This is a genomic window from Vibrio sp. 2096, from assembly GCF_033339595.1.
Lineage (GTDB): Bacteria > Pseudomonadota > Gammaproteobacteria > Enterobacterales > Vibrionaceae > Vibrio > Vibrio alginolyticus.
Window position 1 is genome coordinate 28,833 of the sequence record NZ_JAWOUX010000003.1, and the last position, 25,777, is coordinate 54,609.

Sequence of the window (25,777 nt, forward strand, 5' to 3'; positions counted from 1 at the left end):
TGATTTAAATCTAATCACCAATCACATTTCGAGAGATGTAAAAAGGCGCAACGTTTGCGCCTAGGTATGGAATCTTAAAGCGAAATTACCGCTTATTCGGTGGTACATACGACGCTGTTGTCGCTGCCAAATGCATTTGGAACGTAAGCATCAGCTTGTGGGTCATTTTCCCACTTCGCGTCATCGAGCAAGTAACGGAACTGAACATTCCGCGCTTTAGGTAAGCGGGTTTTAAATTTAAACTGACGACTTTTCTTCACTAATTTCATCGGTTCTGGCTGCCAGTTGTTGAAGTCTCCAGCAATTTGGACAGAGTCCCACTGATCTTTATCTAGCTCGAACGTGACTTCGACTTCATCTTTTGTCTTAAAGAATCTTTTTTTAAGCATTGATCTTTCCTTGTTCGTACAAAAACTGTTCTAACTATTACTCGTGTTTCATAATGATTTCAAGTTTTATCGAATTGTTGCTGGTATCTGATGAGGGGAGTATCCGAACGGTGAATAGCTCGTTGTGCTGGTTTCGTGTACTGAGGGAGCGTTAGAGAGAAAATTCACTAGCCTAAAATAGTCAAAGAACAGAGTTTGTTAGCGAGCCGAGAGTCCGTATCTTGAAGTCAAACCGTTATCATGTATTATCTTAAATCACCATTTTCCTTGATGTAGCTATGTTGAAGTTTAACCGTACATTGTTGACTGCGATAGTTTGCTTAGTTGCTATGCTTTTGAGTAGTGTCGCTCCTGTGGCGCAGGCTTCCGCTCCGATGAAAACAATTGAAGTACGCGATCTTATTGTTCAACAGGCTGCTCTACACAAACAACTTGGCGTCAATGACGACTGCGTAGAATCACATCACGATGAGTCAGCCATCAATAAGGCACAACAATCTCACACGAGTTGTAGCTCTTCCTGCATGGTCAAAATTCCCGCCAACTTATCTCAAAACGACTTACTGCTTCTTCCTTATAGCCTTGCTTTGATTGATAGGCCTCTAGTCGAAAAAGTAGTGACAGTGATCACCAAGCTTTATCGTCCTCCGATTGTTTAATTCCTCATCTCAAATTACTTGGGGTTTACTCCTTCTTACCAAATGAAATGATTTGGCATTTGAATGCCACAAGGAAATAAACAATGAAAAAACTACTTGCCTTATGTAGTGCACTTGTACTGACTTTTACCGCTCATGCAGCGCAATTTGAAGAAGGGAAGCACTACAAAGTTCTGGATGTTAAGAAAGCATCGAAACCTGTTGTGACGGAATTCTTTTCTTTTTATTGCCCACATTGCTACAAGTTTGAGTCGCTTATTGAGCGTTTAAAACCTGCTCTGCCAAAAGAGGCAAAGTTTGAAAAGGTGCATGTGGGGTTCATGGGCGGAGATATGGCGATTCCGATGGCCAAGTCCTACGCGACGATGGTGTCGCTAGGAGTTGAAGATACAATGATTCCTGCCATGTTTGCCCAAATTCATCAAAAGCGACAAGCGCCAAAAGACGAAGCTGAGCTGAAACAACTCTTCGTTGATAATGGCGTAGAAGGTAAGAAGTTTGATGCGGCGTACAACAGTTTCGCCGTAAACTCAATGCAGAAAGGTTTTGATAAGCAATTCTCTGCCAGCACGTTAAGAGGGGTTCCGGGTGTGGTTGTGAACAATAAATACATTGTTTTGGCCAACGAAATTCGTACTTACGACGAGTACAATCAATTAGTTAATTACTTATTGACGCTGTAACTGTAAATAGCATTGAAGCTTAAAAATGGCGACGGTAGAGTCGCCATTTTTATGCTTATCACTTTCGTATTATCTTAGAACGCTTGTACATGCTTGAGTCGGAACACTAGTCATAAATATGGCATGCGGATAAAACAAGCTAGCAGCAGTGATTGCAACATTACATGGCTGAGCAATCGTGGTTTTAATCACATTGGTAAGCACAGCGCCTGTATTATTTACTGTTTGAGCGGCGGCTTGTTGTGCCTGGTAAGACACGCAACCTGTCGTTGCATTGATCATCGCAGTGCTAAACAAAAGTTTGCGAAAAAACATATTCATATCCTTTGTGAATGCTTTGAATTACTTATATGTGGATTGATTCATAAATGAAACAAAACAGTGTTCAAAATATGTGTGCATTCACGAAATGAACATTGTTTTATAAAAAGACGTTTTTTTGTGATCTTAGTACTGGACAGACCAGGTTATGAAACTAAAGCCAATCCGTGCATTACGATTACGCCGAAGGTCAGTTTGCTCCTCATTCCTTGATATCCCTTGGGCTCGGCGTCTTGTTCGACTTTCCTCACGAGCTTTTCTGCATACCAAACAGCAAGGTACCCAATTGCTAAGAGTAGGGTTGCGACTGCGTAATGTTTGTGGCCCTGCAGTAATGCGCCCCAAGCCAGTAAGACAAAAAGGTTGCTGAGAATTAATATATTTCGGCTAAGGCGATGGTAGTAATGCTCAATGCCATTACCCCAAAGGATGCCGGATAAAAAACTTAATATAACGGCGCTATATGCGATGAAAAATTGCTGACCACTTAAATTGAAGAGTGAGATGTCAGTGAAAATCAGCCCTAAACTAAACACAAATGGAACCAGGCCTAAGTAACCGAGTTGTAGCATGGTTGAGCGTGTTGTCATGGTCGTCACCTTATAATTGTTGCTCTATCATATTGGTAAGCGTAGTACTTGTCGGTGATGTGGAGCTTGGAAAAGTAGCAATAACTTTACCTTCAGAGCTAATTAGAAACTTGTAGAAGTTCCATTTTGGTTTTATGCCTGCTTGGTTAGTAATCTGGTTGAAGACTGGGTTCGCATCTACACCTAATACTGAAGAGCGTGCCATCATTGGAAAGGTTACCCCGTAATCGAGATAACAGACTTTCGCTGTGTTTGTTTCGCTTCCTCTATCTTGTCGAAAGTCATTGCTCGGGAAACCGATAACGGTGAAGTTTTGGTCTTTGTAAGTTTGATAGAGGGTTTCTAACTGTTCGAACTGAGGAGTGAAGCCGCACTGGCTTGCTGTATTGACGATTAGTAGTGTCTTTCCCTTAAAGCTTTCGCATAGATCGACTTCTTCCGTTGAGTTTAACAACCTTTGCTTACCTTGAAGAATATCAGGGCACTCAGATGCAAGAGCAAGCGAATTCATGGAGAGAAAGCTAACGAGAGCGGCGAGTTTCAGTAATTCTTTCATGGTGTTGTTCCCCTTGTTTTCAATAAGTATAACTACTCAAGTGCAAAGAGGATCGATCAAAAAAGCCGCACAAATGCGCGGCTTTTTTCAAGAGCTGAGATCTGACTATGCCAGTTTCAACTCGAACTGGTTCAGGTACATTACCATGTCTTCAATCGTCAGTACCGGCATGTTGTGCAGGCGACCGAATGCTACGATCTCCGGTGCCTTTGCCATCGTGCCATCTGGATTGGTCACTTCACACAGTACGCCAGCGGGTTGAAGCCCTGCCATTTGCATCAGATCAATCGTACCTTCTGTGTGACCACGGCGAGTCATTACACCACCTGGACGTGCGCGCAGAGGGAATACGTGACCCGGGCGAGCAAGATCTTCCGGTTTTGCGTGCGGGTTTGCCGCCGTTTTAATGGTCGTTACGCGGTCTGCTGCTGAAACACCCGTTGTTACACCAACTTTCGCTTCAATAGAAACCGTAAATGCGGTTTGGTTTGCGCTGTTGTTGTTTACCACCATTGGAGGCAGTTCCAGTTTGTCTGCTTGAGCATCTGTTAAGCACAAACAAACTATGCCGCTACATTCGCGGATCATCAATGCCATTTGCTCGTTAGTGAGGTGCTCGACTGAATAAATGATATCGCCTTCGTTTTCGCGATCTTCATCATCAAGAAGCAGTACGCCACGGCCTTCTTTTAAAGCGATAAGTGCGTTTTCAACGCGAGTAATTGGGTCGCCGAATTCGGCAAGTAGTGATGACTGATTCATGGTTAACTCCTAAATTTCACCAGAATCAGGGCGGTATGAGAGATCGCCGTAAAATACGATCAAAAAGAAGTGCACCAGCATTCTTAGCGATCTGACTCGCTATGCTGGTGTATTCTTATTCTCTTTCATCCGGACTATAACCGTCGGCTCTGGCATCTCACCAGATCTGCTGACCTCGACGAATCGAGCGCTCGCGGGCTCACTTGAAAAAGTATACCGCCGGTGGGGAATTTCGCCCCGCCCTGAGAACAATTAAAAATGTACCACTTCATCCAAGTTGTGAAGAAGTGGAGCTAGGATAGTACTGCGAACTGAATAGCTTGGAAAGTCGATTCCATCTGTATGATGGAAAAGTGTGCTATCGACGGAAATAATCTGTGCGAATAAAGTGATCAATCTGCTGCGGCACGAAGGTGTTGTAAATCAGGCTCGTATGCGTTTGCTTCACTTCGATATGATCTTGCATACCGTCCAGTCTTGTCTCTTCTACGGTAACGGTACCGTCCGACATGGTGTTGTCATTACGGATCAACAATGGGCGAGCGCCAATCGGCATCGTTCCTGCGATACTGCCGAGTTTTTGAGGGAAATCCCAAGCGTCATCATGTTTGTTTAATCCGTGGTGTGGCGAATTGCCTAAAATTGCACCCAATCCGAGATCTTGAATTCGACCTACAATGGACGCGCCTTTCAGAGGCGAACCGATAGCGACAACATGAGAGATTAAGTTAGTGCTCGGTTTTCTGTTGGCGAGATAGCGCTTAATCATCAAGCCTCCCAAGCTGTGTCCCACGAGCACGTTTGTGGTCAGTGGATTAAGCGAATGATCAATAGAATCAAACAGTGAAGACTCATCGATAGCAACGGTGTTATAGCTGAGTACTTGCGTTTCGTATCCGAGTTTTCTCAGCTTTTGGCTAAGAGGCTGCATGACCAGCCCATGCATATAAAGACCATGTAAGATGATGATTTTCATAATACCTCCTAGATTTATGACGTCGTAGATATCCTACTCTAATTGACAAGAAACTACTTGTGCTTTGTGGTGCATATTTACGTTTTGCTGCAAAGTTTGACTGCTGTAGCAAGCGACTCAGCCCAGTAAATCCTGTACTTGTTGTTGCAATTGATGACGATTTAAAGACGCAGGACTTAACACTTCACCGATAACAACATCCACTTTTGACCAAAAACGAGTCGGTCGTTTTGTGAGAGCATGTCCGCCTTTATGGCTGAAAAAAGAACCCCAAAGCCCTTTTAACGCCATAGGGATGACAGGAACAGGGTTACGTTCAAGGATTTTTTCTACACCAGGGCGAAACTCACCCAATTGACCGTTAGACGTTAAACGACCCTCAGGGAAGATACAGACAACCTCACCGTCGTAAAGTGCTTGTTCAATCTCCTCAAATGCTCGTCGGTAAGTGTCGGCACACTTACGTGGAGAACAGATCGGGATAACACCGGCATGACGGAATACATATTTAAGAACAGGTAGCTCGCTGATGGACTTGTCCATCACAAAACGAACCGGGCGAGTAGAGGTTCCCATCAAAATCAACGCATCGACATAGCTAACATGGTTAGCCACGATTAACACAGCACCTTGTTCAGGAATATGTTGACGCCCCTTTACAGACACACGATACATACAATGGCTGAGTAAATAACTGATAAAGCGTTGTGTAAATTCCGGTACTTGACGATAGACATAGATTGCCACGAAGAAGTTACCTATTGCCATCATGGCAAACAGTTCCACAATAGAAAGATCTAGTACGCTGAGTACAACGATCGAAACCAAAGCAGACACCACCATAAACAATGCATTCATGATGTTGTTAGCAGCAATGGCACGTGCACATTCCCCTTTGTTTGAACGCGATTGGATGAACGCATAAAGAGGAACAATAAAGACACCGCCGCTTACACCAACAAGGAACAGGTCAATCATGACGCGCAGATGTTTGGATTCAGCAACGAAGCTTTGCACATCATAAAAGTGCACCGGAAGCGATGGATAACTCGGGACTGCCCATAGCAAGTCGACGCCAAACACTGTCAGTCCAAGGATACCGAATGGCAAAATACCAAGCTCAACGTGGTTGAAAGAGAGCTTTTCACACAACCAAGAGCCTGTAGCGATACCAATGGAAAACAATGCCAACAGTAAAGAAACGACAGTACTGTCTGCAAACAAATGTTCGCGTGCGAAGTTAGGGAATTGAGTTAGGTAAGTCGCACCCATGAACCAGAACCAACTGATGGCAAGAATAGACATCCAGATGCCTCTCTGCTTTTTTGCCACTTTTAACGTGTTCTTTAAACCAGAAATCGGTTCAAACTTCGCTTTGTCATTTGATTGGCTAGGCATCGCTGGAATATTCACGCTGCTCATGAACCCAAGCAAAGACAAGGTAATCACGGTACAAGAAGCAATCAAGGTACCATTAGGAATGGATAGCAGCAGGCCTGCACTAAGCGTACCTATAAGAATCGAAAGGAACGTGCCCATTTCAACCCAAGCATTTCCTTTAACAAGCTCATTTGGTTTGAGCGCTTGTGGTAGTAAGGCGTATTTCACGGGGCCAAAATAGGCCGATTGAGTGCCTGTCATAAACAGCAGAACCAGCATCAGCATGGCACTTTGGGTGGCAATAGCGGTTGCTGCGCAAGACATGATAGCCAGCTCGATGAGCTTTAGACGTCGGATTAATTTGGCTTTGTCCATGCTGTCAGCGACGGCACCAGCATGCGCTGAGAATAGAAAGAAAGGTAGGATGAATAAGCCTGCCGCCAAATTAACGAATAGATTGACGGATATTGGTAGGTTATCAATTTGGCTGTATGTCACCATCAATAACAGAACGTTTTTGTAGATGTTGTCATTGAGTGCGCCAAGGCATTGCGTCACAAAGTAAGGAAAAAAGCGTTTTGAGAAAAACATACGGGCCCCGATTAAACAAAGTCGAATGAGATGGGAGCACTTTATGCTCAATGAACGATTAAACCAGCTTTCTCTTTCTAGTGACGTTGTATGCCACCAAAAGTAACGAAATTCGTTACTTTTATTTCCATTTGTTTATTGAGTTACTAATTGCGAGACTTATTGGTGAGTTTTCTTTCCCATGGTTCAAATAAAGGGAACGTCCAGCGACGCATCGCAATAATCAGAGAGGTGCCGTGTTTTTCGTCCATATCGAGAGAGCTATCACTTTGGCAAGCCTGATAAAACTCATCGATGACCTTTTGCAGTTTCTGTTGTAGCTTCTTGTTGGTTGGTACACTCATCAATCCTGTTGCCATGGAGAACTTTTCATCTTCACCAGAAAAGTAGCTTTGGAAAAAGGCGTCTTGAACTTGCTGTTGGAAGAACCGTTGAATAGGGCCGCCCATCTGCCACTTAAATGTCGGAGATATACGCAAACGAATTTTGTTATTTGGCTGCAAGTCGATGATGTTCAGCCGATCCAAATGAGCAAGCTTTTGCACCAGTTCCAACTCATTGAAGGTATATTGCTGAACGATTTGTTCAAACTGATAGCCATTTACAACACAGATCGCCACGAGCAGCAGGGCTTTATCGTTAACCAGCTGCTTTTCTTGCTCTAACGTTAGCGACTCCAGACCTTTATTGTGCGCAGCCGCGAGCTTAAATAGTTCCGCCATTTCTAAACCAATCAATTGGCAAATTCGTTCTAAGCGCTCAAGGCTAATGTGCTGACCTTCAGCGAGTAAACGTTTGACGCTTCCTTCACTTAAATCAAGGTGTTGTGCAACATCGGCATAATGCAGCCCAGTTAACTTTAGTTGGCGTTTAAGCTCTTTAATTAACGTATAGCTTTCTGACATTTACGCTGTTACCTCGTCGTGTAACTGCTCTAGGTACGTTTGCATAAAGGTTTTGCGTTTTTGCGCTTCGCGTCTTGCTGACTCTGTGTTCATGGTTTCAGCGATTTTGAATAACTTGGTCTGAAAGTGATCCAGAGTGAATTGTTTATCGTTAAGTTCACGTTCTTCGGCAAATATATCGCTGTCGTTGTAAAGTTGCGCGTTAAATTGAGTGCTGACTTGAATGCATCGCGTCACGCCAATTGCGCCTAAAGCGTCCAGACGGTCGGCATCTTGGACGATTTTGGCTTCCAACGTATTTGGCCTGATGTTTGCGCTAAAGCTGTGTGCCTCTATCGCATGAGCAATGGCATCATGATATTGCTGCGGATAATCGATACTCTCTAAAAATGCGACCGCTTTTTTGGCTGCGATGATTGAGCTCTCTTTGCGATTTGGGTGATCTTTCGGGTAAGTAAAGCAATCATGCAAATAGGCAGCCGGTAATACAATCGCGATGTCTGCATTTTCTTCTTTGCAGAGCTGTTTCGCTGTTTTGACCACGCGTTTTACGTGTTTAAGATCATGAGCTGCATCTACTTGCATCTCTTGCTGCATAAATTCCAAAAATTGCGGTTCTATCTGGCTTAATGACGTCATGGTTCATATCTACAACTAAAATGAAGTCAGAAGTATGCCCAACGCTTAGAATAATTTCCAAGTGCGATGGTGTAATTGAGATTCAGCCACCAGAACCTTGTGCAACGTTTGGTACTCAGCCGTTTTATATGGCCTTTCAATGTGTTCAGTGGTTTATGAGACAAGAATAGACAGAGCGAGCAGTGATGTTTACCAGTAGAAAAAAGGCCTGACGATGTCGTCAGGCCTTTTTCGTTTCGCCGATCTTTTTAGCGTTTGAACGTTACTTGCTCTGCTTGTTCAAGATGAATATGAGTTGTCGCAGGCTGTGTTTCTGCGATCACTTTACCGTGACGAACAGAGTAGCGAACCGGCACTTGGCGACGTACTGCGTCAAAACCATTTTCTGCGGGAAGAATCAGTAAACTACCTGGTTTGCCTTCTTCAATGCCGTGCTTGTCTTGAATGTTCAGTGTACGTGCTGAATTGTTGCTGATCAGATCCAGTGAGTTGTTGATTTGGTCGTAACCCATCACCTGACACACGTGCAGACCCATATGCAGCACTTGCAGCATGTTTGCAGTGCCTAGTGGGTACCAAGGGTCAAATACATCATCGTGTCCAAAGCAGACGTTGATGTTGGCATTCAGCATCTCTTTCACTCGTGTTACGCCGCGACGTTTTGGATAATCATCAAAACGGCCTTGTAAGTGAATGTTCACCAATGGATTTGCCACGAAGTTGATACCGGACATGCGTAATAAACGGAACAGGCGAGATGCGTATGCACCGTTGTAGGAACCCATCGCTGTGGTGTGACTGGCCGTGACTTTATTCCCCATATCAAACTTGTGCGCTAATGCTGCCAGTGTTTCAACGAAGCGAGATTGTTCGTCATCGATTTCATCACAATGCACGTCGATCAGACGGTCGTATTTTTGCGCTAATTCGAACACGTAGTGCAGCGATTCAATGCCATATTCGCGTGTGAATTCAAAGTGTGGAATCGCGCCAATCACGTCCGCACCTAATTTGACGGCTTCTTCTAGCAGCTCTTTGCCATTTGGGTAAGAGAGAATTCCTTCCTGCGGGAAGGCGACGATTTGGATATCTACCCACTCTTTCATCTCTTCACGCACTTCTACCATCGCTTTTAGGGCAATTAGGGTAGGGTCTGAAACATCGACGTGGGTACGAACGTGTTGTACGCCGTTTGCTATCTGCCATTTTAAGGTTTGTTTTGCGCGCGCTTTCACGTCTTCAATCGACAGCATTTCTTTGCGCTCAGCCCAACGTTCAATACCCTCAAACAATGTGCCAGAGATGTTCCAGCTAGGCTCGCCTGCGGTTTGAGTTGTATCTAAGTGAATGTGTGGCTCGCAGAAAGGCGCAACCGCCATACCGCCTTCAGCATCGATGATGTCACCGTTATGACTAAGCTCCACATCGTTGCTTTCAATGCGCTTGAATTGACCATCTTCAATCAAAATTTGCTGCAGACCTTCTTGTCCTTTTAGCGTTACGTTTTTGATCAGTAGTGTTGTCATGATGGTTCCTTACGCTGGCTGTGTAGCCAGTGCTTTTTTGTTAAGAATAGGGTTAAGAATCAGGAAGCTAATTGCGCCGCCAAGTACAGCGTTAATCGGCACTACGCCAGGCAGGAAGTGTCCCGCACCAACGCCAATCACGACAGCGATAATGCCAGCCCAGTTAACGTTTTGGAATTGGGCGGCTTCAAAGTTTGCGTAGCGTTTACGGTTCGTGAAGAAGTCAGCGATGATCACGCCGCCAATCGGTGGAATTGCCAACGATAAGAAGGTCAGCCAGCCAACAAAGTTATTGTAGAGCCAGATAGCGCAAAGTGTGCCAACAAGACCGTTCGCCATTGAGATGTATTTACTTGGTAAGCCTGTGATGTTGGAAAATCCAAGCCCCGATGCGTAGAGCGCGTTGTCGTTGGTCGTCCAGATGTTCAAGCCAAGAACGATGATAGCTGGAATAAGAAGACCTTGCGCGATCATCACTTCAGAGATGTCTGATTGACCCGTCACCGATGCACCTGCCGCGCCAAAGATAAACATTAACGAGTTACCGATGAAAAATGCCACCATGGTGATCATCACGGCGCTGCGCGGCTTTTTACCAAAGCGTACGAAATCCGCCGTTAATGTACCAGCACTGACAAAAGAGCCGACAACCATCGCGAGAGCTATTGAAAAATCGAGTGACTCGGTTGGTTGAACCTGTTGTAGTTCGCTTATACCGCCAACACTATTTACTGCCTCGATGACAGAGTAGCCGCCAAGTAGCGCAATGGCAGGAACGGCAATTGCTGACAACACCATCAGTGCGGAGATGCCAAAGTAAACGGTCGCGGTCATGAGCAAACCGGAGACGAGGATCAAAGTATTGGTATCGATGCCCGTTGCTTTGTGCACCGGAATCGCAAACATCGCGACACCAACTCCAAACCACCCGACTTGAGTACCGCCAAGAAGAGCGGAAGGAAGCCAAGAGCCTTTAGAACCAAAAGAGAAACGAGCAAGAAGGTGAGTAGAGAGACCAGTAGAAGCGCCGATGTAACCGAGGAAAGAAGTGTAAATACCGAGGATTAGGTTACCGATGAGAACAGCGAGGAAAAAATCATTAAAGGAGAGCCCAGTACCGAGAGAACCCCCAGTCCACATACTTGCGGAGAAAAAAGTGAGTCCTAACATCACCATTGTAAGTGATGCCACGCCTTTTCTGGCCGTGTTGGGAACTGGTCCAAGACTGTAATTATTGTCTCCAGCCATTATTACCTCCGCACATTGAAACATTAAATTATAGCACCTGATTTCAGGCAAACGGCGCGTATTATCGTGATGTAAATTTAATAGTCAATGATAAAATTGCAGTTTAAACGTTTGCTTGGTTTTTGATGTCTATTTTTTCTTTTAATAACAATGGCTTGATTTTTTTCTTATAAAGGTAAAAAGTTTGTTTTTACGTGTTTTATATGATTTATAGACAGGTTTTCTATGTGAAATGAATGTTTTGAATTGCTATTTATGTTTATGGATTAAATTTATCTATAACTCTAGATTGTTCAGTCGATTTCTATGAAAAGAAAACGATTTCATGATGAGGTTTTTGGTTTGGACGTTATTTGTTCTTTTTTGGGTGTGTTTTCTTGGTTTTATTTTGTTTTGGTGATTTATTTTTGTTGAAGCTGGTATTTCTAATGGCTTAGTGGGCGAATATTTGAATTTTATAAACAGTAAACAATCTGTTGTGGGTAAGAAAAGTACAACCGAGCTCGGTCAGAGGATAAGAGGGCAATAGCCACATAAAAAAATAGCCAACCGCAAAGAGTGCGATTGGCTTATATACATGTGAACAAAATCAAGTTCACTAACAACGTCAGTTGGCTAGGTGACCCTCGGCTTAAGAAGGGTCGATTTATATAATGCAGTTACTGTGCCAACTTTAATATGCCCTAAAATACGTAGTTTCTGTGACATGCGTTGCTTAAAGTTTGAGTAATGTTTGCAATTTGCAACTGCGTTATGCAATTTGACTCTATTATGCTAATGATTGATTAATAAACAATGAACCTTTTAAAGCATGACTAAACTCGCCGTTCCTAAAAAGGCGAAAAAACCAACTACATCTGTCACTGTTGTTAGAATCACCGAGCCAGCCAAAGCGGGGTCCAATTTAAACTTATCCAGAATAATGGGAATCAGCACACCAAATAAAGCTGCGGTAATAATATTGACGATAATGGCCAGCGCGATGGTTCCCCCAAGAACCGGAGATTGAAACCACAATCCGGCGAGCCCGCCGATGATTAACGCCCAAGCAATGCCGTTCAGAGAGCCAATACCCAACTCATTTTTCAAAAGCTTGAAGCGGTTACCTGGGGTGATCTGATTAAGCGCCATCGCACGAATCATTAGAGTGAGCGTTTGGCTGCCAGCAATGCCCCCCATGGATGCAACAATTGGCATGAGCACCGCCAAAGCCACCACCTGCGCAATTACATCTTCAAATAGTCCGATAGTGACAGACGCCAAAATCGCAGTAAGCAGATTGATGCCTAACCAAACACCGCGCTTTTGCGAGCTTTTTAATACTGGCGCAAACAAGTCATCGCCTTCATCCATACCTGTACCGGCCATCAAACGTGCTTCGTAGATTTCACGCTGTGTACTCAATGCAAACTGCCAATCGACTTCACCGATCAGTGTTTGGTCTGCATCAGTTACAGGGAGAGCGGGCAGTGTGCTGTGTTCTAATGCCTCTACCGCTTCAGGAAGCATCATTTTACTGTCTAGAACCGTCACTGCCTCAATAACGAGTGTTTTTAAGCGAATATCGGGGTCACCACGTAAGATATCGAAGTAATTGACCGTTCCACGATACTGTTTATTACGATTAATCAGATATACCTGTTGAGGCGTGTCGTAGCTATAGCGCTCCATTAACTGCTTAGCTGTCCCAATCGTAATGTTGAAGGGAAGGGTGATGATCTTACGTTCAGCCCAGTGGCCGAGTTCTTCATCAGCATACTCGTTTGCTTGATCGTAAAGTTCCAACTCATCTTTTTCTATCAACGAGAGCGCTTCGTTTATGATCGACTCTGGTAACGAATCGGCCCATTCGATGAGCGATAAGTTGTCGAGTTTAGCGAGAGTGAGTTTTAGCTCGACTTCAGATAACGCATTGATGATAGAGAAACGTACGTCCGCACGCATTTCCGTTAACACGTCGATATGTAGCTCTAGTGGTAAAGCTCGCCATAAGCGAACACGATCGTCGATTGGAAATGCTTCTAGAATCAGGGCAACCGCGCCGGGCTCGAGGCCCGCTTCAATAGATTCATTGAGCGTTGCGACTTGATCCGCTTCTTCGGCTTGGCCAATTTGCTGGATTAGAGTGGAGAGATCTTGAAACTTGCTCACCGAGTACCCCGATAGTTAATTCGTTTTATGGAAGTATGGCATGTTATTGAGATGCACAACTATGCATCTTAACCTTGCTCAAGGTACTTGAAAGTAACAGAAAAACAATAGGCTATTTGCTGTTGATGGTGAGATATGGCTGTACCAATTGGCGAATGTTCACTTTTGCGCCAATACGGGCTGCCAGCAAGTACATTCCGCCTATTTTTCTGTGCAAAAATAGGGCATCTGCTGGTGGAGTATGCCAGTATTCTTGTTCCATGCTTAAAATAGTGCCAGCTTCGCGAAGCTTTTGTGCTAAGCCACTGGCTTTAAAGTCATAAGGCTCATCAACTAACATCGGTTCACATGCCATTTTCACTAGATCGAGAATCGCTTGGCGCTGGTCTGGAAGGATGGTTTGGCTGAAGAAGCCTATTTGTTCAAGCGCATTATTCAAGCCTTGTTCGTCATTATTCACGACAGACGCAAAAGCTTGGCGATAGCCGGTACTGAACCGTTCGCTGTATTCGCGGGTCGCCCCGAAATCTAGCAAGCCGATTTGACGAGTGTTTTCGATATATAAGTAGTTGGCGAAGTTTGGGTCGGTTTGTACCATCTTAAATTCGAACAGCTCTCGAAACAGTAATTCGAGTAGGCTGTGCATGACAAAATCCCGTGTACTCTGATCATAATGTTCGATTTGCTCAATCGGGCTACCATCAATGAATTCCATCGCGAGAACGGAGTCTGAGCAACTTTCAGTATGAATCTTCGGTACGACAAAATGAGGGTGCTCCTTCAAAGCGTCATGATAACGAATGGCAAATTGTGCCTCTCGTGCGTAATCGGCCTCGTCATGTAGCTGCTTTTTCGCTTCTTCGAGCAATCCTTTGTAGTCGACAGACTCGGGAATCAACCCAACGACCTTGAGCAGTGTACCGACATTATCGACGTCGCTATCGATACTTTTCCGTATGCCCGGATATTGCACTTTGACGGCTAGGTTATCGCCCGCATCGCTGTAAGCTTGGTGCACTTGTCCTATTGATGCACTGGCGATTGGTTTGAAGTTAAATGACAGAAACTCAGCTTTCCAATTCGTTCCTAGCGAACTTTCCATTACTGCGTTGAGTTGTTTTGCAGGCATTGGGTCTGCGTTGGAACGAAGACGGGAAAGAATATCGGCAAGTTCAGGTTCTAAAACATCACCAGCATCCATTGACAGCATTTGACCAAGCTTCATTGCAGCGCCACGTAGGTGAGCAAGTTGGTCAGTTAAACGCGCGATGTTCTGTGGCGTCAGCAAGAGGTCTTTCGCTTTTGGTTTGTTGCCTTTGGCTATCTGCTTCGTGCCTTCTGTAATCACATTGCCTGCGACACGGGTAGCAAGTGAAGCGAACTTGCTGAATCTTGAGATGCGATGGGTAGGTAGGCTTCTTTCCTTTGCCGACATGAATCTTCTCCGCTATTTACTAACTAATTGTTATACGGGAAAAGGATATGTTTGGATACAAATGAAAAGAAAACCGCCAGCGTAACTGGCGGTTTGCGAGTTTAGATAGAGTAGAAGAAGTACAGTTGAGACTTCATTCGGATGATGATCCCGCGAATCACATCCAAGAAGGCCATGAAGCCTATCGGTTTTTCACCGCTGACCCATGCGAGGCCAACAGAGCCAACAGGGATGTCGTAGCCTTCTGGCTCATCAATCTTAAGACGAACAAAGTGGTGTTTGTTCTGTAAGTTCTTTCCAGTGGTGACACGTACGGAATCATCGAAACCCAGTAGATTACCTTGTGACTCACCTGTTGCTTCAACAATGCCTTCGACGGTCGCTGAGAAGATCTTACCTGGGTAAACGGACGAAGAGAATTCCGCTGGCTGACCCGGTTTGATGTTACGAATCGCCTGGTGGTTGACTCGCATCAGCACGTACTTCTCGTTAGTGTACATGTTGATACGCGGCATCATCGATACACGCTGACCTTCACGCAGGATAAAGTTGGTGACAAAGCCATCTGTTGGGGCATGAACTTTTGTGCTGTTCAAATCCCATTGTGCTTTTGCAATTTGCTCTTCCGCTTGACGCAACTCAGCTTGTTTCGTTTCAACCGCTAACTCGGCTTTATGAATCGCCAGTTTTGCTCGGGAAATATCGACTTGTTTCTTCTTAATTTGAGACTCAAGGGTTAACACGTTGTGACGTGCCATATCAACCGCACTCGATTGTTTGTCGATGTCGCTTTCCGTGATGGTGTTTTGCACCACTCGGTTTTGCTCAACATAACGATCTAGCATTTTTTTCTGCAATTTGTAGTCAACTTTGGCCGCTTCCAACTGGCTCTTTGATGTTTCTAGATCTTGCACTAGCGCTTCGTGATTAGCTTCTTCAATCTCGATGTCGCCTTTTGCTGTAGCTAATGCAACGCGAGCAGAATCAGCGGATACGTTCGCTTGATTTAATGCGATTTTGTATTGCGTTGGGTCAAGTTCATAAATTAGCTGACCTTCTTTAACTTTCTGATTCGGCTCAATGTAAATGTGGTCAACTTTACCTTTTACATTGGTTGAATCTGGACGCAATTGGATGTGTGGTGACTGCACGACAGAACCGCCGGATAAATCCATCGGGGTGAAGTTAATCAAACCTACCCAGACGAACATTAGCCAACCCAAGCCGCCAAGATAAGCGAACGATTTGGTTGCTTTGTTCCAAGGCATGCCAACCAAACGCAACAGATAGATGAAGAGTGCCCATACCGCTAAACCTTCTAACATTATGCTTCCTCTTTTGGCTGTGTTTCTGTTTGCGGTTTACTTTTCCATGTATCACGCAGATTGATGATGGCTTTTTCCATATCAACGAATGCAAAGATCACGGCTAGCACCCAAACCCAGTGCCAGACAAACCCTATCCAGGTCAGCGCAGTGATGAGCCCTATCTGATGATGGTCTTTGCTGTGTGCTTTATTGATAGGTAATTCATGGATTTTCCAAAAGCCGTAACACGCGCCCGCGACACTCGCGATTAAAACGACAGCAGCGACAACATGTAACGCCGTATCTGCGCCTGTACCGACAAATGGGACACTCAGTAAACTCATTAAACACTCCTCTATCAAACTGTTGGCGTATTGTGATCTGAATTTGATTTGCGGCTTTCTTTGTGACAGATTCAATCACTATAGGATTAAATTTGATGTGATTGGTTATGAAAACGGTTCGGTTTATTCGTGCGATGGGCATTCTAAACATGCATAACCTCGCGTTATCTAAATACAATTTGGACTCGGATGAGTTAGGGATCCCAGCATCGGTGTTTCGCAACCCAATGACACTGATCCCGCTAAAAGCCGTTGCGGAATGGTACCGTTGTGTTGAACAAGCCAGTGGTGACCCGGATGTGGTGTTGAGTCTCAGCCGAGGTATTGAACTGCAAAAGCTAGGGCCAGTGGGACGCTGGTTATTCTCCGGCAATGATTTAGCCAGTACCATTCGGCGAGTGAATTATGGTGTGAGCAACCTACAATCAGGGGCGTTTTTTGCTGGCGAACAGTCGGGTAAAATCATCAAATGGACTTACCACAACCCGTTTATAGAAACGTCAGTAAAGGTGCACGATAGTATCCGCTGTGCGGTATTTATGATTAAGGTGTTACGCGAATTTCTTGGCAAAGATTACCAGCCTTTACGTGTCAAGGTTTCAGGCTCGAGAAAAAATACTGAGCGATACCGGGAATATTTCGGCTGCGAGGTGGAATGGAGTCAGCCAAAAACAGAGATATGGATCCCGGGAGATGACCGACTAGCTTCTCGCCAAGTGAGCCATCGAGAAGACAGCCGTCTAGCGATGAGTTTTTCCGATTTGGATGATTTGCTTAATATGCCCGACCCAGAAGATGAGTTGAAAGTGATTTATGAAGTGGTGAATTACAGCAGCCATTATGGATTGCCAACGTTAGAGCGCGTTTCTTCTCTGCTTGATTTATCTGAACAGCAGTTTCAACGTCGTTTGCATAAATTAGGGCTCAATTTTTCGACGGTTTCTGGCTATGTATTGAGTAATATTGCAGCTGGTTTGTTGAGTAAGCGCGTGAGTATTGATGACATTGCCACGCGCCTTGGTTACACCAATGTGGCGAGCTTCAATCGTATGTTTAAGAAACATCGTGGATTAACGCCCAAGCAGTATACGGGAAGATTAGAGAAGTAGTGCTCCACTTATCTCTATGAGTACAAGCAATAAAAGCCCTCAAAAAATAGAGGGCTTTGTTTTTTTGTGTGTTGTTGTTTTATGTAATGGCTATTTTTTAGGGCGCCAACTTAGTGCACTTGCAACAGCGCCGATGGCAATTACATCCTTTTTTTGTTCGCTAAGTTCAGGGAGCATCTGTACCGCAATGGTACCGTTCGTCTGCACTGCGGCAATTTCTTGTGTGCCCTCCTTAAAGCTATAACCCAATGGAATGTCTACCGCCATCATGGCGTCAGGACTAGTATGTACAGTTTCTACATTAAAGTGGGTGCTACCAATACGCACTACGCCTGTCTCTTTTTTTTCAAAGCTGATGTCGATGAGAGCCGATTTTGGCTCCATCGCAAACTCACCGACTTTTTTACCATCTTGAGTAATGTCACAGGTGTAAGGATCATTCCCACCAAAATCGACGCCCATGTAGTTAACCGACATACCGCCTCCGGTGCAGTTCAAAAGCCAAGTTTCTCCGCTGTCGATACGAGTCACTTCTGCGCCCATTGAACCTTCTTTGAAAGAGATACGGTTAAACCAACTTGAGTTAGAAGCACTGCGTGAATACTTGCCTTTGTACTTACCAGCAAAATCAAAATGGCCATCTGCACCGAATCCCCAAAAATCACCGTCGGTTTTGATCAGCATTTCTGGTTGTGCTTTTACGGCATCAGTACGATCCATGACGGCTAGGCCACCACAACCAGCAAGGAGCAAGGGAGCGAATAGAATAAGTTTCTTCATGTTTTTCATTGTTTATAGCTTGGTTACATCTAGGGTTTGGTCGGTGAATTGGATGTTCTGAATGTCGTACAACTCGTCAGTGCCTGTACTCGGGCACTCAACAGAAACGCTCTTTGCTTTGATAACAGTACATTCCGCCAGTTTGTGTGGCACGATATAGGTGTTGATACCGCCTTCACCATAAATGCTGTTGTCTTTGCTGTTGCCTTCAAAAGTATTGTTTTGATCATTACCGATCACATTCATCGCGTCGCCGCCAATGATCTTCACTTTTGTTAGCCACTGAGATTTGTAGGTGTACGCTTCTATCAAACCGTCTTTGTTGGGAGCCATACGGAAGGTAGGTACTGTGCCTGGACTTGTCTTTTCTGTGTAGAGCTTGACGCCCGCAGAGTCGATATTCGCGGTATATTGCAAGTATCCGTGGAATAAGCCACTGATCCAATCAACGGCTTGTGGATCTTGGGTTTGCATTTCTTCACGCGTTAACGCTTGGTAGCCATCTAAACCATGTCCGTTTGCTTTTGCTACACCCATGTAAGCTTCAAAAGCGGCAGCAAAATATTCGTGAGAATATGAAGGGCCCGTTTGTTTCACACTTTCAGGATCGAAGTCGTCCGATTTCCAATCGTCCCAGTCATACTGAGTAGGGCGCCACACCGTCGGTTTGCCCGATTGAATATCGTTATAGATGCTTAACGCATGAGCTTGAATGTCATTTTGCAGTGCCGCAGTCGCCGTGTTAGGTGCAATACCTTGCGCTTGGACCAAGTGTAAAATTTCTTCAAAAGCGGCGTCTCGTTCGGCTTTTTTACCAAGATTGGCGCAGTAATCGGCAAAATTACTCATGTAATGGCAATCGCCTTCAACTGTCAGTTCTCGATACATTAAAGATTGGCTATTCCTTAGCCAGTTTGGTGTTTCTTTACTAGTTACTAATGTTGACGCGATAGATGTGACAAGTGTATCCATATCATCTTCGTTAAGTACCATCATGCTTACAACAAACTTTTCTAGAGAACTCGTATCAAAAGAGTGTGCTAAGCCCGAGCTTGTAACTGCATCGTTCAATTTGCCTTGGCGAATCAGTTCGTTGATAAAGATTTTGGTTAACATCTCATCATTCTGTTCGTCGTTTTCGGTCAGCATTAGTGTGGCATCACGCTCGGCTAATGTCTTAGCGATACGAGACTTGTCAGCACCGTACTTAGAGTCTGGTTGGTTTGTGAGAAGGTGTTGGATGATTTTGGCTGCACGAAAGATTTTTTCATTATTCGCACCGTCATCAACAGCCACAATGTGAAATGTATCGTTGTTGTTTGCTTCGGAAAGGGAGATTTTCACATAGTGGGTGAAGCCCGAATCAGCAGCCACTTTTAACTTGGCCGGAAACTCTGTAGAAACGACAGTTGGGATTGTGACAGTGCTCAATGTTGGCATTGGTGGTGTTGGAGGTGTCGTTGTCGATGGTTTCGAATTAGATTCACTGCCGCCACAAGCAGTTAGACTTATCGCGCAAAATATGGCTAAAGGTGTTAATTTGGAATATCTCATTTCATGTTACTCGTAGACTTTATTAGAGCAGGAAACTTAGAAGCAACATAAAGTCCTGTCTATATAAGCAAACTAAGTCATATATGTTGATATTGTTTTTTGGTAAGACCTATTATTCGATATATTTAAAAATATAGTGGATTTTTATTCCGAATTTTATTTTCTATGTGAAGCTATATTCTGATAATGAATAAAACCTCAGGTTATTGCATGGTTTTAGGGGTATAGAATGATTAGGATTATCGTATATGTATGGTTTGTAAGCGTATGTAAGCCTGCGTTTTATTAAAATTATCATTTAAGTAGGTTGCGCAGTATAGGACGAGCGATATACTCCCTCCATCATATTGGTGGAGTAAATGATTCATGGTGGGTAATACAATCTTACTGGTAGAAGACGACTCAGAGATTGCTCGATTAACCAAAATGTACCTCGAAGCCGAAGGATATACGGTAACTGTCATCGATAACGGTCAAAATGCATTAGAAACGATTAAGGGGCTCAAGCCGGACCTAGTGCTGTTAGATTTGATGTTACCAGGAAAAAATGGCGCAGAAATATGCCAAGAGGCGCGTAAGTTTTATCATGGTATTATCATTGTTTTGACTGCGACCGATGATGAAATGAGCGAGGTGAGCTTATTTAAGTTCGGTGCTGATGATTACCTTACCAAACCGATAAAAGGTAATATTTTGCTCGCCCGTATTGAAGCAGCGTTGCGTCGCTATTGTCGTCAAGTTGATATCGTTGAAGAAGAAAAGCTGAGCCGATATGGCATTAGTCTTTGTCTTCGTCGCTCCCAAGCATTTTATTTGCAAAAAGATATTGGTTTAACGAGTTCTGAGTTTGAAATTTTAGAGCTCCTGATGCTGAATGTCGATAAGCCAGTATCTCGTGAATCATGTTGCCGTCTTGCCCGAGGCATTGAATACTGTATTACTGATCGTTCGATTGATATGCGTATATCCTCACTAAGGAAGAAATTCTCTAAGGCTCATATCCATACGGCTACCATTAAAACCATACGTCACCACGGCTACATGCTGACAGGTAAATGACGCATGTTTTCCCTGTTTACTCGTCTATATGTGGGGTTAGTAACTGGCCTTGCGCTGACTGTTGCTTTGTTTCTCTTTATGGGGGAAGAGTACATGCGCAAAACAGAAGTCGGTGTTTTTTTGAGTGACGGTGCTTATTTTGTCGATCAATACATTGAGCAACGAGGCACTCCGGATTCTCTCTACAAGAAGTTAACCGAAAACGGCAAGCAAGATTTCTTTATCTTTGATTTAACATTGGTTGAAAACTGGGACGGATCACCGCCTTGTCGAGATTGTAATCTGCTGTACCGTATGCAAGGGATACCTGTTTATCTTATTGATGGCAGTACCTATGCTGCGGTATTCCCTTTGCCTAACACTTCGAAGAGTTTAGTTTTCAAAGAAAAAACGGACTTCTTTAGCCCACACGTTGATTGGAATGAAGATTCTGAGATTGTATTTATACTTACTCTGCTTTTGGTTGTTGTATGCAGTTTAGGCATTATGGTTTACATACCTGTACGACGTCTTGACCGCCAAATTCGGCAATTAACGGCTGCGCAACAACAATTTGGTTCTGGTGAGTTGAATACGCGAGTCGATCTAAAGCAATTTTCGCAACCCGTAAAAGAGCTCGCCCAAGGCTTCAACTGCATGTCTGAAGAGATTGAGAGACGAGTGCGCCAAACACACATCTTTACTCAAGCTATTCCTCATGAAGTGCGCACTCCGCTGAGTCGTATTCAGCTAGCGACGGATTTAGCTCGACGCACGAGTGGTGAAATGCAGGCAGAGTTACATGACGATATTGAACGATACGTTGATGTCGTGACGGATTTAACATCCGACATCGTCATGCTGTCTCGCTTGAGTGTGAAAAACCACTCATGGATCGATTCTGTTGAAACCATGGAACTGCCACTTTGGTGTAAAAGCCGCATGAATTACCTAGGCTTAGAGTCCGCCATGTTGAGAGCAGAAAATAAACTCGCGAACCAATTGATTCACTTTCAGCCTACTTTGGGTAACCTTGTCCTCGATAATTTACTGCAAAACGCCAAGCGTTATGGTGAGTCCTGCGTTGAGGTGACGATTCGAACGGTAGCGGATTGCTGGAGCATCGATATTGAGGACGATGGTCCGGGCATCCCTGAGGCGATGCGAGAAGAAGTATTTATGCCATTTTCGCGCTTAGACAAAAGCCGCAACGCCGACATGAAAGGCTTTGGTTTAGGGCTTGCCATCGCTACCAGTGCAGCGCGGCAACTGGGGTGGGAGCTTTCTGTCGGCGAGAGTTACTTAGGCGGCGCACGTTTTACGGTGCTTATTCCTGCCAACGGTTAGAGTAGGCACTGCGGTAGTCTGGCTCTGCGATACCTTCATACAAATCGTCACAAGCTTGCAGCGGACCTACGACGGTTTGGTAGGGTAGGACACCTGCCCAAACAGGGATGTCCATGTCTTCCGCATCGTCGTTGACGCCAAAATTGCTGATTTTCACCGATGCTTCTGTGAGTGGAATACGCAGCAGCATGGTGGCTTTGAGTTCTTTTTCATTACTCAAACGGACTTGTTCTGTTCTCCCCGGAGCGATCTGTTCAATAAAGTGATTCAGCAACCTGTCTTTCTCTTGGTTATCTTCCACCACCTCAAACTGGCCAAAGACCACAGCACTGCGATAATGCGCACTGTGGTGAAACGCACTTCGAGCCAATACCCAACCATCAAACAAAGTAAAGGTTAAGCACGTTTGCACTCCTTGTTTGAGTGAGCGTAACAGTCGACTGTTGTTGGCACCATGGATATACACGTAATCATCGACACGCCATGCCAGCATAGGGATGACCACAGGGCCTGACTCGTTGGTTATCGCAATATGAGCGATTAGGCTGTCATCTATGATGGCGTGCAGTTTGCTAACATCAGAGACGGCTTTATGTGCGCCTTTCTTAATTTCCGTTCTATTGGTGTTGGATAGCATTTTCTCTCCTTGTTTGCTCACGATTACGAGCGATTGATCCTCATTCTTTGATTGCAATGTAGCGTTTAACTGGTAGCTTAAAGAGAGCCAGTTTTAACTAATGGATGGATCCAGTTTGTCTTTGATTGATATCGGTGACCTGCATTTAAAAGACAGTGAAGGAACGCGTCAGCAAGCGTTGTTTTTGGCTATTCGCAAGAAAATTGTTCAAGGACTGTGGGTGAAGAATGGGAAGCTGCCTTCTACGCGGAAGCTTTCACAAGAGCTTAATCTAAGTAGGAATACCGTGATTTCTGCCTACGAACAGTTAGTGGCGGAAGGGTACTTGAACAGCCAAAAAGGTTCTGGCTTTTATGTTGCCGTAGTACTGCCAGAGCAGTACTTGCCTGAACCTAGTTCAGTTCAGAGAGACTCATCACCGAAAGCTCACTTTGATATCAACCGCGCATTTGCACCGGGTGTGCCGGATTTGGACGCATTTCCGATGGCGCAATGGCAAAAGTTACTCACTCGCCATATGTCTCGTACTTGCTTGTTGGGGAATCAAGATATTCAGGGTAGTTGGGCATTGCGCTGTGCTTTAGCTGACTACCTCGCATCAAGCCGTTCAGTGAATTGTTCTCCAGAGCGCATTATTATTACCTCTGGGGCGCAGCAAGCGTTGTCGATTGCGACGATGGTAGTGCTCAAACAAGGTGATAAGGTTCTGATGGAGCAACCAGGTTACGCGCAAATGCGGAAGTTGATTCAGTTCCAAAACTATCAATTTGAGCCTTTGTTCGTAACAGAGAAATTAGGTTTTGATGTGGAAGCGGTGACCTCAAGCGATGCCGATGCGCTGTATATTACACCAAGTAATCAATATCCGATGGGTACCACACTCAATACCGAGCAAAGAGGAAAGATCATCAACTGGGCGGTCGAACAATCAAGTTGGATCATCGAGGATGATTATGACAGCGAATTTCAGTTTGCTCATCGTCCCTATACCAGCTTACAGGGGCTAGCAGCTCAAATGGGTCGAGATGATCGTGTGTTGTATGTGGGTTCCTTCAGTAAAGTGATGTTTAACGGATTGCGGCTTGGCTACCTTGTAGTTCCTGAACGTTTAGTAGAGCAATGCTTAGTGGTTAAGGATGCGTTAAGTGGTGATTCGCCGACGCATACACAAGAAGCATTGGCAGATTTTATTACTGAAGGTGGGTTATTACGTCATATTCGAAAAATGCGTCGACTATACAAAACTAAGCATGAACAGATGCATGTATCCATTCAACAGCATTTTGGCGACCGTGTTTGCGTCGTTAGCCAAGCGGCGGGGCTTCATGTTACGTTGAAATGGCAAGACGGTATGGATGAGCAGCGTTTTATAAAACTAGCAGAGCATGAAGGGATCATCTTGCGACCTTTGAGCTATTATGAACACCCAGATTTTCAAGCACGTCACTGGCATGGTGCCGTGCTTGGTTACGGCAATATCGCGTTAGAGAACATAGACGCTGGTATCCAACGTTTAGCTCACATATTTCGAAATGGGAAGCGATGACTATTCAACTACACGTGTTTGTCGCTTATGTCGCCACTGTTTCCAAGGCAGTAAAAGTAGAGTAAAAATGCCAAGTGCATAAAACATTGACCAGCCTAAACATATAAAAACACCGGTACAAAGCAGTAGGGACAGTCCCGCAAGTGTTTTACCAAATCCTCGAAGCAATTTAAAAGCGGCTAACATCGCCAACATGTAAACCAGAACGAATACACTGTTTGCGAGTTTTAGGAAAAACTCCAGATCGAGCTGTGATAGGGTTCCTATCACACAAGATATCAATAATATACCGCCAACTAATATGGTGGCTGAGAAAGGGACACCACGACGCGAAATCTTGGCTAGTGGACTAGAAGGACGATGTTCCCGAGCTTGAGCCCAGACCATTCGCGCTAGGCTCTGTGTGTATAAGTTAACGCTCGCGAAACAAGCGGAGAAACCTATCAAGCTGATTATCCATTTGGCTCCATCGCCTAGTAGTTGGGCACTAAGCCAGGGGATGGATGCGTTATCAAATTGAGCGTTACCATACGCGCCAAATTTTAAAATAACGACAGAGCATGCCCAATAGGTAGCCCCTGCTACAAAACAACCGACCACAATGGCAATAGGGAAATCTCTTTGAGGGTTTTTGAACTCTTCCCCCATATGGGCAAAAGCCTCTATGCCAACAAAACACCAGAACATCACGCCTAACGCTGCGGTAATAGGCCAAATTGACTCTTGTGTGATGGCGGGCATCACAAGATCGGCGCTGTTAACGTCGCCTTTCCATAAAAATGCGCCAACAAGTGCAAAGACACTCAAAGCAATAAGAGTTTGTAAATGACCTGATGACTTTGTACCCATCAAGTTGACGAACACAAGTAGTACTACCGTTAGGATTTGTGCAAACAGATTGTTGCTAATAGGCTCTGGCAATATTTGTTGTAGAAAGCCTGCGGCGAGTGCAATCGCGGCCGGAACCCCTACCGGAATGACACTAACAAATAGCCAAGCGACACTACTTTCCAGTTTGGCGTTAAAGGCTTTGCGTACAAAAAAGGCTGTTCCGCCCGCGTTGGGGTATCGTTTACCCAGTTGAGCAAAAGTCAGCGCAATAGGACAAATCGCGATGAACAATAAAATCCAAGCCCATAGTGAAAAATGGCCAGCTATACCTGCTGCGATAGCCGGGATCATAAACAGCCCCGTTCCCATTAATGTGGTGGATAACTGTGCGATACCTGATGTGAGTGAAATGTCTTTTTTGAGCTCTTCCATGCGAATTGATTCATCCAATGTTATGAGGCTTATTACGAAAA

Annotated in this window: 25 protein-coding genes and 1 riboswitch; of the genes, 6 read left to right on the top strand and 19 right to left on the bottom strand. The window is 44.6% G+C overall.

The genetic code is table 11. The annotated features are described in order from the left end of the window. Positions 1–92 precede the first annotated feature (92 nt). Complete coding sequence (locus tag R7Q41_RS06515; protein WP_053349287.1) at positions 93–389, bottom strand: isoamylase early set domain-containing protein; 297 nt, start codon at positions 387–389, stop codon at positions 93–95. A 278-nt stretch (positions 390–667) separates the two neighbouring features. Between R7Q41_RS06515 and R7Q41_RS06520 the strand changes: the two genes are divergently transcribed. Continuing rightward, the gene (locus R7Q41_RS06520) at positions 668–1,048 is read left to right on the top strand and encodes a hypothetical protein (protein WP_005373669.1); all 381 of its coding nucleotides are present in this window, start codon (positions 668–670) and stop codon (positions 1,046–1,048) included. Between the two features lie 83 nt (positions 1,049–1,131). After that, positions 1,132–1,731: a thiol:disulfide interchange protein DsbA/DsbL gene (locus R7Q41_RS06525; protein WP_054576130.1), complete on the top strand. Its 600-nt coding sequence runs from the start codon at positions 1,132–1,134 to the stop codon at positions 1,729–1,731. 69 nt (positions 1,732–1,800) lie between these two features. Here R7Q41_RS06525 and R7Q41_RS06530 read toward each other — a convergent pair whose 3' ends face one another. The 14 genes from R7Q41_RS06530 to R7Q41_RS06595 all read right to left on the bottom strand — a co-directional run bounded on the left by R7Q41_RS06530 (position 1,801) and on the right by R7Q41_RS06595 (position 16,462). Further along, the gene (locus R7Q41_RS06530; protein ID WP_005373664.1) at positions 1,801–2,046 is read right to left on the bottom strand and encodes a hypothetical protein; all 246 of its coding nucleotides are present in this window, start codon (positions 2,044–2,046) and stop codon (positions 1,801–1,803) included. A gap of 152 nt (positions 2,047–2,198) precedes the next feature. Then, on the bottom strand, positions 2,199–2,642 hold the full coding sequence (locus tag R7Q41_RS06535; RefSeq protein ID WP_005396352.1) for a DUF3429 domain-containing protein: 444 nt from the start codon (positions 2,640–2,642) through the stop codon (positions 2,199–2,201). A 10-nt stretch (positions 2,643–2,652) separates the two neighbouring features. Beyond that, positions 2,653–3,198 (bottom strand): glutathione peroxidase, encoded by a 546-nt coding sequence (locus tag R7Q41_RS06540; RefSeq protein ID WP_213885444.1) that lies wholly within the window; start codon positions 3,196–3,198, stop codon positions 2,653–2,655. A 105-nt stretch (positions 3,199–3,303) separates the two neighbouring features. Beyond that, positions 3,304–3,960 (bottom strand): 3,4-dihydroxy-2-butanone-4-phosphate synthase, encoded by a 657-nt coding sequence (gene ribB / locus R7Q41_RS06545; protein WP_005373655.1) that lies wholly within the window; start codon positions 3,958–3,960, stop codon positions 3,304–3,306. Between the two features lie 113 nt (positions 3,961–4,073). Further along, a riboswitch (FMN riboswitch) is annotated at positions 4,074–4,214 on the bottom strand. Between the two features lie 104 nt (positions 4,215–4,318). Further along, positions 4,319–4,936, bottom strand: coding sequence for a hypothetical protein (locus R7Q41_RS06550; RefSeq protein ID WP_005373653.1), 618 nt, complete (start codon positions 4,934–4,936; stop codon positions 4,319–4,321). A 117-nt stretch (positions 4,937–5,053) separates the two neighbouring features. Then, positions 5,054–6,907 carry an MFS transporter gene (locus R7Q41_RS06555; protein WP_213917199.1) on the bottom strand — a complete coding sequence of 618 codons (1,854 nt, stop codon included), beginning with the start codon at positions 6,905–6,907 and terminating at the stop codon, positions 5,054–5,056. Between the two features lie 146 nt (positions 6,908–7,053). Continuing rightward, entirely contained in the window at positions 7,054–7,812 is a 759-nt protein-coding gene (locus tag R7Q41_RS06560; protein ID WP_213895780.1) for a helix-turn-helix domain-containing protein, read from the bottom strand. After that, the gene (locus R7Q41_RS06565) at positions 7,813–8,451 is read right to left on the bottom strand and encodes an HD domain-containing protein (RefSeq protein ID WP_017819864.1); all 639 of its coding nucleotides are present in this window, start codon (positions 8,449–8,451) and stop codon (positions 7,813–7,815) included. It abuts the gene before it with no gap. A gap of 248 nt (positions 8,452–8,699) precedes the next feature. Further along, on the bottom strand, positions 8,700–9,977 hold the full coding sequence (locus R7Q41_RS06570) for a cytosine deaminase (RefSeq protein ID WP_053349282.1): 1,278 nt from the start codon (positions 9,975–9,977) through the stop codon (positions 8,700–8,702). 9 nt (positions 9,978–9,986) lie between these two features. Further along, positions 9,987–11,225, bottom strand: a complete 1,239-nt coding sequence (gene codB, locus R7Q41_RS06575; RefSeq protein ID WP_053349281.1) for a cytosine permease — start codon at positions 11,223–11,225, stop codon at positions 9,987–9,989. Positions 11,226–12,029: 804 nt separating this feature from the next. After that, positions 12,030–13,376: a magnesium transporter gene (locus R7Q41_RS06580; protein ID WP_017635159.1), complete on the bottom strand. Its 1,347-nt coding sequence runs from the start codon at positions 13,374–13,376 to the stop codon at positions 12,030–12,032. A gap of 112 nt (positions 13,377–13,488) precedes the next feature. Beyond that, positions 13,489–14,811: an AarF/ABC1/UbiB kinase family protein gene (locus R7Q41_RS06585; RefSeq protein WP_318144425.1), complete on the bottom strand. Its 1,323-nt coding sequence runs from the start codon at positions 14,809–14,811 to the stop codon at positions 13,489–13,491. 101 nt (positions 14,812–14,912) lie between these two features. Continuing rightward, positions 14,913–16,136: an HlyD family secretion protein gene (locus tag R7Q41_RS06590; protein WP_064354863.1), complete on the bottom strand. Its 1,224-nt coding sequence runs from the start codon at positions 16,134–16,136 to the stop codon at positions 14,913–14,915. Further along, the gene (locus tag R7Q41_RS06595) at positions 16,136–16,462 is read right to left on the bottom strand and encodes an MFS transporter (RefSeq protein ID WP_017635162.1); all 327 of its coding nucleotides are present in this window, start codon (positions 16,460–16,462) and stop codon (positions 16,136–16,138) included. The genes R7Q41_RS06590 and R7Q41_RS06595 overlap by 1 nt, the downstream gene beginning before the upstream one ends. A gap of 107 nt (positions 16,463–16,569) precedes the next feature. On the opposite strand from R7Q41_RS06595, the gene R7Q41_RS06600 reads away from it, so the two are divergent. Further along, on the top strand, positions 16,570–17,571 hold the full coding sequence (locus R7Q41_RS06600) for an AraC family transcriptional regulator (RefSeq protein ID WP_053304538.1): 1,002 nt from the start codon (positions 16,570–16,572) through the stop codon (positions 17,569–17,571). 90 nt (positions 17,572–17,661) lie between these two features. Here the strand turns inward: R7Q41_RS06600 and R7Q41_RS06605 are convergent, their stop codons facing one another. Next, positions 17,662–18,351, bottom strand: a complete 690-nt coding sequence (locus tag R7Q41_RS06605; RefSeq protein ID WP_031778833.1) for a hypothetical protein — start codon at positions 18,349–18,351, stop codon at positions 17,662–17,664. A gap of 12 nt (positions 18,352–18,363) precedes the next feature. Continuing rightward, complete coding sequence (locus R7Q41_RS06610; protein WP_031777160.1) at positions 18,364–19,905, bottom strand: hypothetical protein; 1,542 nt, start codon at positions 19,903–19,905, stop codon at positions 18,364–18,366. A gap of 366 nt (positions 19,906–20,271) precedes the next feature. Between R7Q41_RS06610 and R7Q41_RS06615 the strand changes: the two genes are divergently transcribed. Next, complete coding sequence (locus tag R7Q41_RS06615) at positions 20,272–20,964, top strand: response regulator transcription factor (protein ID WP_005373624.1); 693 nt, start codon at positions 20,272–20,274, stop codon at positions 20,962–20,964. 3 nt (positions 20,965–20,967) lie between these two features. Next, positions 20,968–22,290, top strand: coding sequence for an ATP-binding protein (locus R7Q41_RS06620; protein WP_033906363.1), 1,323 nt, complete (start codon positions 20,968–20,970; stop codon positions 22,288–22,290). On the opposite strand, the gene R7Q41_RS06625 is transcribed toward R7Q41_RS06620, so the two are convergent. After that, entirely contained in the window at positions 22,271–22,927 is a 657-nt protein-coding gene (locus R7Q41_RS06625; protein WP_017635166.1) for a pyridoxamine 5'-phosphate oxidase family protein, read from the bottom strand. The genes R7Q41_RS06620 and R7Q41_RS06625 overlap by 20 nt on opposite strands. A 100-nt stretch (positions 22,928–23,027) precedes the next feature. Between R7Q41_RS06625 and R7Q41_RS06630 the strand changes: the two genes are divergently transcribed. Next, positions 23,028–24,473: a PLP-dependent aminotransferase family protein gene (locus R7Q41_RS06630; RefSeq protein WP_318144426.1), complete on the top strand. Its 1,446-nt coding sequence runs from the start codon at positions 23,028–23,030 to the stop codon at positions 24,471–24,473. On the opposite strand, the gene yjeH is transcribed toward R7Q41_RS06630, so the two are convergent. Then, entirely contained in the window at positions 24,474–25,736 is a 1,263-nt protein-coding gene (gene yjeH, locus R7Q41_RS06635; protein WP_017819874.1) for an L-methionine/branched-chain amino acid transporter, read from the bottom strand. Positions 25,737–25,777 lie beyond the last annotated feature (41 nt).